10 protein-coding genes are annotated in these 8201 nt (G+C 49.0%); all 10 read left to right on the forward strand.

The genetic code is table 11. From position 1 onward, the window contains the following. The 10 genes from ACIFQN_RS34520 (at position 1) to ACIFQN_RS34565 (ending at position 7925) form a co-directional block, all read left to right on the forward strand. Positions 1–504 (forward strand): acyltransferase, encoded by a 504-nt coding sequence (locus ACIFQN_RS34520; RefSeq protein WP_429837571.1) that lies wholly within the window; start codon positions 1–3, stop codon positions 502–504. Positions 505–693: 189 nt separating this feature from the next. Further along, on the forward strand, positions 694–1869 hold the full coding sequence (locus tag ACIFQN_RS34525; protein WP_429837572.1) for an ATP phosphoribosyltransferase regulatory subunit: 1176 nt from the start codon (positions 694–696) through the stop codon (positions 1867–1869). A 3-nt stretch (positions 1870–1872) separates the two neighbouring features. Then, positions 1873–2520 carry an ATP phosphoribosyltransferase gene (gene hisG / locus ACIFQN_RS34530; RefSeq protein ID WP_429837573.1) on the forward strand — a complete coding sequence of 216 codons (648 nt, stop codon included), beginning with the start codon at positions 1873–1875 and terminating at the stop codon, positions 2518–2520. Between the two features lie 29 nt (positions 2521–2549). Beyond that, on the forward strand, positions 2550–3830 hold the full coding sequence (hisD, locus tag ACIFQN_RS34535) for a histidinol dehydrogenase (RefSeq protein WP_429837574.1): 1281 nt from the start codon (positions 2550–2552) through the stop codon (positions 3828–3830). Between the two features lie 15 nt (positions 3831–3845). Then, the gene (hisB, locus tag ACIFQN_RS34540; protein ID WP_429837584.1) at positions 3846–4445 is read left to right on the forward strand and encodes an imidazoleglycerol-phosphate dehydratase HisB; all 600 of its coding nucleotides are present in this window, start codon (positions 3846–3848) and stop codon (positions 4443–4445) included. Between the two features lie 2 nt (positions 4446–4447). Continuing rightward, entirely contained in the window at positions 4448–5065 is a 618-nt protein-coding gene (gene hisH / locus ACIFQN_RS34545; RefSeq protein ID WP_429837575.1) for an imidazole glycerol phosphate synthase subunit HisH, read from the forward strand. Continuing rightward, on the forward strand, positions 5062–5811 hold the full coding sequence (gene hisA, locus ACIFQN_RS34550; RefSeq protein ID WP_429837576.1) for a 1-(5-phosphoribosyl)-5-[(5-phosphoribosylamino)methylideneamino]imidazole-4-carboxamide isomerase: 750 nt from the start codon (positions 5062–5064) through the stop codon (positions 5809–5811). The genes hisH and hisA overlap by 4 nt, the downstream gene beginning before the upstream one ends. Further along, entirely contained in the window at positions 5801–6559 is a 759-nt protein-coding gene (hisF, locus tag ACIFQN_RS34555) for an imidazole glycerol phosphate synthase subunit HisF (protein WP_429837577.1), read from the forward strand. Before hisA ends, hisF begins: the two co-directional genes overlap by 11 nt. After that, entirely contained in the window at positions 6556–7200 is a 645-nt protein-coding gene (gene hisIE, locus ACIFQN_RS34560; protein WP_429837578.1) for a bifunctional phosphoribosyl-AMP cyclohydrolase/phosphoribosyl-ATP diphosphatase HisIE, read from the forward strand. The genes hisF and hisIE overlap by 4 nt, the downstream gene beginning before the upstream one ends. A 164-nt stretch (positions 7201–7364) precedes the next feature. After that, a complete protein-coding gene (locus tag ACIFQN_RS34565; protein ID WP_429837579.1) occupies positions 7365–7925 on the forward strand; it encodes a GNAT family N-acetyltransferase in 561 nt (186 codons plus the stop codon). Positions 7926–8201 lie beyond the last annotated feature (276 nt).

Consider the following 8201-nt stretch of genomic DNA (forward strand, 5'->3'; position numbering starts at 1 on the left):
ATGAGAAAGACAACCAGATATCCTGTCCAAGGAGCCAACCCATTGTGGCAAATGTATCGTACAGTGAGCTTTTGGAAGGTCATGAAAAATTTTGCGGTGATTCAAATCGCGCGGTACACACCATTTTTATCATGGAAAAATTGGCTGTACAGGACGTTTCTGCGAATGGAAGTGGGGCAACAAAGTGCCGTGGCGCTGATGGTCATGATGGACACCATGTTTCCTGAGCTAATCAAGATCGGCAGAAACTGCGTAATCGGATACAATACCACGATTCTCGCTCACGAGTATCTGGTTGACGAATATCGACTTGGGGAGGTCCGGATTGGCGACTGCGTACTCGTAGGAGCGAATTCCACGATCTTGCCTGGAGTAACGATTGGCGAAGGGGCAATTGTAGCTGCGGGAACAGTCGTTCATAAAGATGTACCAGCCGGAGCCTTTGTTGGGGGTAATCCAATGCAGATGATTCGTGAGGGGAAACAGACAGACGATGAGCGGTAATGCGTGGAAAAAGAAAATATAGATCATACTAGAGGGTGTCCGCTGCATGACAGTGGGTACCCTTTTTAAATTTTCCGACTATTCTCATCTCTGTTGACCACCTCTTGTTTCCGTGGTACTCTTCTTCATAACACTTTAACTTGTTACCATATTAGCAGAGTAAAGCGAAAAGCTATGGAGGGAATTAAGATGGCGAAGCCGTTGGGATTTGAAAAGCCGTTAGGGATGAGGGATATACTGCCGGAATCACTGGCGAAACAACGGCATTTAGAGCGCCGGTTAGCGCAGTGCATTTCACGTTGGGGGTACGAAGAAATAGCTACCCCGTCACTGGAGTATTACGACACGGTAGGAGCAGCTAGCGCGACGCTGACGGATCGGATGTTTCGGCTATTGGATAAGCAAGGACATACGGTTGTCCTGCGGCCGGACATGACGACGCCGATCGCTCGAGTTGTATCCTCTCTATATAAAGATGTACCATTGCCGATTCGTTTGTTTTATCAAGCGAATGTGTTTCGTGCACAAGAAAAGGAAGCGGGACGAAACGCAGAATTTTTTCAAACGGGCATTGAACTAATTGGCGATGCTTCCGACGATGCGGATGCAGAGGCGATTGCCCTCGCTGTGTTTTGCCTGCGAGCGGCAGGAGTGGAGACTTTCCGAATCGCGATTGGCCATGTAGACTTTGTGGATGGTCTTTTGGAGGATGCGGTAGAAGAGGAAAGTGTTCGAAACCAATTCCGTCAATTTTTATATGAACGTGACTTTGTAGGTTTTCGCCAACTGTTGGCTACCCTTGATATTGATGGTGAGGCAAAGGACCGGCTGGAAGCATTGCTCCGTCTGCAGGGCGGGAAAAGAAAGATTGCAGAGGCGTATGAGCTGACGAGGAACGAGAAAGCGAGACGTGCAGTCGAGACGGTAGCTTCCTTGTGGGAAGCACTCGAAGCTTATGGAGTTACGGATGACCTTTTGCTCGACTTCAATCTCATTATTAATTTGAACTACTATACCGGCATCGTTTTTGAAGGCTATGCTGCTGATTTGGGCTCTCCCTTGCTTGGTGGGGGACGTTACGATCATTTGCTGGCTCAGTTTGGACGTCCGACATCAGCGACAGGTTTTGCGATCAAGATGGATCGGCTTTTGCAAGTAACGCCTGCTCTCGAAGGTCAAAGTGTTTCTCGCGTTCTGCTTCTCTACACAGAAAATTGCCGAAAGATGGCACTCTCTGAAGCGCAACTGTTGCGTGAGGATGGGCTCGTAGTCGTCACGCGTTTGGTGGAAAATGCAGAGGAGGCATCCGCTTATCAAGAGTCAACCTACAGTAAGGTTATTTGCATGACGGAACAGGGGGAGTAAGAGATGGCGGTTTTCGACAACGCGAAAAAGCTGACGATTGCCATGCCCAAGGGGCGGATTTTTGAAGAAGCCATCCATTTTCTGCAGCAGGCGGGTTTACAGGTTACGGCTGAACTGCAAGACTCCCGTAAGCTGATTATCCCAGTAGAAAATGCTCAGCTTGAATTCATTTTGGCTAAACCAACAGATGTTCCTACCTACGTAGAGTACGGGGTTGCCGATGTCGGTGTTGTGGGTAAGGACGTTCTTTTAGAAGAGGAACGGGATGTCTACGAACTATTGGATCTGCAAATCGGGTACTGCCGAATGATGGTTGCGGGTATGCCTGATTGGAAGCCGACAGAAGCTCCAAGGGTCGCTACCAAATATCCGAAAATCGCTTCTCGCTATTTCCGCGAGCAAGGTCAGCAAGTAGAGGTCATCAAATTAAACGGATCAGTGGAGCTGGCTCCGTTGATTGGGTTGGCAGACCGGATTGTCGATATTGTTTCTACCGGAAGAACCCTGCAGGAAAATGGATTGGTAGAGCTGGAGAACATATGCGAGATAACGACTCGGCTTATTGCCAATCGAGCCAGCTATCGGATGAAAAGCGAAGCCGTAGATGATATTGCCGGAAAGTTTCTTGAGGTCATCCCGGGAAGAAAATAAATAGAAAAAGTGGAGAGGTGAACACAATCATGCGCATCATGTCGGCTAGTCAGTTCAATGGAAAAAGATCTGTAGATTCGGGTACAAAAGAACAGCAGGAAGCCGTAAAAGCGATACTCGCTGCTGTTCGGGAGCACGGAGATGAAGCGTTGCGGGATTATACAGAGAGATTCGATCGCGTACGCTTGCAAGAATTTCGTGTGAGTGAAGCAGAGTTTATAGAGGCGAGTAAACAGGTAGCCCCAGAGGTAAGAGCCGCACTGATGGAAGCGTCAGCGAATATACGTGATTTCCATGAACGGCAAGTACGCCAATCCTGGTTTGCCACCAAAGAAAGCGGTACTTTGCTCGGTCAAATTATTCGGCCGTTGAAGCGTGCCGGACTCTATGTTCCAGGTGGTACAGCTGCGTATCCTTCCAGTGTATTGATGAATGCGATCCCGGCGAAAATTGCTGGTGTGCCTGAAGTCGTGATTACTACACCTCCCGGATCGGATGGGAAAATAAATCCGGCCATCCTCGTTGCGGCGCAGATTGCAGGTGTCACGGAGATTTACAAGGTGGGCGGAGCGCAGGCCATTGCCGCACTGACATACGGTACCGAGCAGATCCCGCCAGTCGATAAGATCGTCGGGCCAGGTAATATTTTTGTTGCACTCGCCAAGCGTGAAGTTTTTGGACTGGTCAGCATCGACATGGTGGCTGGTCCCAGTGAAATTGCTGTGCTGGCAGACGAAACAGCCAATCCGCGATATGTCGCTGCAGATTTATTGTCTCAGGCAGAGCATGACCCGATGTCGGCAGCTGTGTTGGTCACCACATCACAGACGGTGGCCGAGGAAGTGGCGGAAGAAGTGGAACGGCAATTAGCGCAGTTGCCTCGTAAGTCAATTGCAGAAGCAGCCATTCGTGATTTCGGTGCTATTTTGCTGGTGGAGGATTTGGACGAGGGTTTTGCTGTTATTAACCGGATCGCTCCCGAGCATTTGGAAATCATGGTCGCGGAACCGTTTGAACATCTGGGGAAAGTAGAAAATGCAGGTGCGATTTTCCTTGGACCGTACAGCTCGGAGCCGGTAGGAGATTACTTTGCCGGGACCAATCATGTGATTCCAACCAATGGCACAGCGCGGTTCTCCTCGCCGCTGTCGGTGGATGACTTCATAAAGAAATCAAGCGTGGTCTCGTACAGTAAGCGTGACCTGCGTGAGAACGGACATAAAATCATCACGCTAGCAGAGCAGGAAGGGCTGGCAGCACACGGCCGGGCCATTTCACAGCGGCTGCGTGACTTTGATTGTGAAGAGTAGGAGCGTGACGTGGAGATGATAGACATGCAAAAACGGGTAGCGGATATTGAGCGCAACACCAATGAGACTCAGATTGCCCTTTCCTTTGGGATAGATGGCGCAGGGGATAGCAAGCAAGAATCAGGTGTACCTTTTTTAGATCATATGTTGGACTTGTTTACGCGTCACGGCCACTTTGATCTGGCCGTCAAAGCAAAAGGGGACATCGAAATCGATTATCACCACACGGTAGAAGACATCGGGATTTGTCTCGGGAATTGCCTGCGAGAGGCGCTAGGTGACAAAAAGGGTATTAAACGGTATGGCAATGCATTTGTGCCAATGGATGACGCACTTGCTCAAGTCGTAATTGATATTAGTAACCGACCGCATTTGGAATACCGGGCGACTTATCCTACGAATGTAGTGGGGCAGTTTCCTACAGAGTTAGTGCATGAGTTTTTGTGGAAGTTCGCATTAGAGGCACGGATTAATCTGCATGTGATTCTGCATTATGGGCATAACACCCATCACATGATCGAAGCCATCTTTAAAGCATTGGGACGCGCTCTGGATGAAGCAACGACGATTGATCCGCGTGTTAAAGGGGTCCCGTCCACAAAAGGAGTTTTGTAAAAATGATCGGCATCATTGACTATGGCATGGGGAATTTGTACAGCTTGAGCAAGGCTTTGGAGCGACTGGGTTATTCCTACGAATTTGCTTCCCGACCGGAGCAATTACCAGATTACAGTGGGCTGATTTTACCAGGTGTCGGGGCTTTTGGTGATGCGATTGCCAACATCAGGGAGCTTGGTTTGGAAAAAGCGATACACGATTATGCTGCCACAGGTCGACCGATTCTGGGTATTTGTTTAGGGATGCAGCTGTTATTTGGCAAAAGTGAAGAGTACGGTGAGCATATCGGGCTTGGCTTTTTAAATGGAGAGGCTGTCCGTTTTCGCGGTGACTACAAGGTGCCGCATATGGGCTGGAATGAGCTGCACATGAAAAAGGAGCACCCTTTGTTGGAAGGGATACAAACGGGCGACTATGTTTATTTCGTCCACTCCTATCACGTACGGGTAGGGAATCCGGACGAATTGCTGGCGACGACCGACTATCATCAGGATGTAACTGCAATTGTAGGACGCAACAACGTATTCGGTATGCAGTTCCACCCGGAAAAAAGCGGGGACGCGGGAATGCGCTTGCTGAACAATTTTGCCGTTTTGTGTGAGGGGGTTTTGGCATGAGCTTTATTATTTATCCAGCCATTGATATTCGCGGGGGAAAATGCGTCCGGTTGTTTCAGGGCGATTACGGACAGGAGACCGTATACGCCGATTCGCCGCTTGCGATGGCAAAGCGTTGGGTAGAGCAAGGGGCCTCATGGGTTCATCTGGTAGATCTGGATGGGGCAAAAGAAGGCAAGCCTGCCAATGCACAGCTGATTAAAGATATTGCTCGCCAGGTTCCAGTGCCAGTCCAGGTAGGGGGGGGCATTCGTACCGAAGAGCAGATTGCCGATTATTTGGAGGCGGGTGTAGCCAGAGTCATCGTGGGGACAGCAGCCATTGAAGACGAGCCTTTTACCAAGCGCATCCTGCAAACGTATGGAGACAAAATCGCGATTGGCCTAGATTGTCGCAATGGGCTGGTGGCTACGCGAGGATGGTTGACTACCACAGATGTGCAAGCAACAGAATTGGCCAAGCGGTTGGTGTCGTATGGTGCGGAAACATTCATCTATACTGATATCGCACGGGATGGAACGTTGACCGGGCCGAATGTGGAAGAGATTTCAGCGCTTGCGCTTGCCACAGGCAAATCAGTCATTGCTTCAGGGGGTGTCAGTAATCTGGATGATTTGCTGGCATTGGCTGCTCATATGACAGAGGGTGTCTCGGGAGCGATTGTCGGCAAGGCCCTCTACACAGACGCTTTTACTCTGGCAGAGGCGCTGACTCGTATGGAGGGGCGTGAAGTGGATGCTCGCTAAAAGAATCATTCCTTGTTTAGATGTAAAAGAAGGGCGTGTCGTGAAAGGTGTGCAGTTCGTGGGATTGCGTGACGCAGGTGATCCCGTCGAGCTGGCCAAAAAATACAGCGAAGAGCGGGCGGATGAACTCGTCTTTCTCGATATTTCTGCTTCCCATGAAGGCCGCAAGACGATGGTAGAGGTCATTGAACGGACTGCTGCTAATATTACGATTCCTTTTACGGTAGGCGGGGGCATTAACAGTGTGGAGGATATGAAACGAATTCTTCGGGCGGGTGCCGACAAAATATCACTCAATACTGCGGCTGTTCTGCGACCAGAGCTCATTTCCGAAGGTGCGACTGTATTCGGGTCCCAATGTGTGGTTGTGGCTATTGATGCGCGCCTGGTTGGAGGGGATCGCTTTGAAGTGTATACCCACGGTGGACGCAATGCCACGGGAAAAGACGTAGTGGACTGGGCACAAGAAGCAGAAGCGTTGGGTGCGGGTGAGATCTTATTAACCAGCATGGATAATGACGGTGAGAAAAAGGGCTTTGGCATTGAACTGACGAGACGGGTATCGGAAGCGGTGGGAATCCCGATAATCGCCTCCGGAGGAGCTGGAGCCAAGGAAGATTTTTATGATGTTTTGACAGAGGGGAAGGCTGATGCGGCTTTGGCAGCGTCGATCTTCCATTATGATGAAACCTCGATCCAGTCGGTTAAGGATTATTTGCAAACCAAAGGAGTTGTCGTGCGGCCATGACAGTACAATTGACACTCGAGGAATTGCGTTTCGACGAAAATGGCCTAATTCCAGCTATCGTACAAGATGCAGTCAGTAAGACAGTCCTGACGCTTGCTTATATGAACAAGGAATCTCTGAAAATGTCATTTGAAACGAAAGAGACATGGTTTTGGAGTCGTTCACGCCAAGAGCTGTGGCACAAAGGCGAAACATCTGGAAATACACAACGAATCGTCTCCATTAGCTGTGATTGTGACGGCGATGCGCTTGTCGTGCAGGTCGTCCCAAATGGACCGGCATGCCATACTGGAGCTTATAGCTGTTTTGCAGGGGAAATGCTAGGGACCTCTGAAGAGCGGCAGTCAACCACGGAGTCTGACCGCTTTGCCATTTTGGGGGAATTGGAACAGTTGATTGCAGCGCGTGAGGCGGAGCGTCCGGAAGGTTCTTATACGACGTACTTGTTCGAAAAAGGCGTGGACAAGATTTTGAAAAAGGTTGGGGAAGAGGCCGCGGAAGTCATTATCGCAGCGAAAAATCGCAGTGCGGAAGAATTGCGCTATGAAGCTTCCGACCTGATTTTCCACTTGCTCGTTCTCTTGCGGGAGCAAAAGCTGCCATTGGATGAGGTGCTGACGGAACTGCAACGCCGCCGCTAAACCCATTAGGGAAGGCCACTCTTACTTACCAAGGAGTGGCCTTTTTGTTATAATATTCATGATCTGACTTTCGAAAGGTGTGGTGTCTATGAATACAAATAGCCAAAGCATTTCCAAAGCGAACAATCAAATGACCAACAACCAATCGAAAGGCAGGAAACGAAATGATGAAAGGCAATTTAGTAGAATTGCGTCCAGTGACGGCAGAAGATATGGAAAGGCTGTTTCTCTGGCGTAATGATGAAGAAGTGGCTATGTTGGCCGCGGGTTCATCGGTAGTTGCGTACAGTAATATTTCGCTTGATTCCCTGCGCGCTATGTACGAAGAAACCGTACGAACTGCGAAGCTACATGATAAAATGAACAGGTTTATCTTTTCGGTCTATACCCATGATGGTGTCCATATCGGCACATGCGATTATCGGGATGTGAATCCGATAACTCGAGCAGCGACAATCGGGATCGGTATCTTGGCAAAAGAGTATTGGAGTAAAGGGTATGGTACGGATACACTTCATGCTCTACTGCGCTTTCTCTTTTTAAAGCTGAATCTAAACCGCGTTCAGCTGGATACGTGGAGTGGAAATGTACGTGCCATTCGTGCATATGAGAAATGCGGATTTATATTAGAGGGACGACTGCGGCAAAATGAATACGTGGACGGAACGTACTATGATACGATCATGATGGGAGTATTGCGCGAGGATTATTTGCGAGCAAAGTAAGGAAGGGGAGCTGGACCAAAGGGAGCTTTGGGGTAGCTCCCCGCTTCTATATTTTATAAGAAGAGTAGGGGTTTGCACTTAGGGGGAAATTAATAGAGATAAACTTTTAAAATAACCCTTGATTTCGTATTTTAGATGTGATAGATTATTACTTGTCGCCAACAAGCGACGACAAAATACGAGAAAAGACAACAAGATTCGTCAAAAAAACCTCTTGACTCGTACACAATGAACGTGATAAGATGTAAAGGTTCGAAAAAATGCTCTTTGAAAACT

The organism is Brevibacillus sp. NRS-1366, from assembly GCF_050467985.1.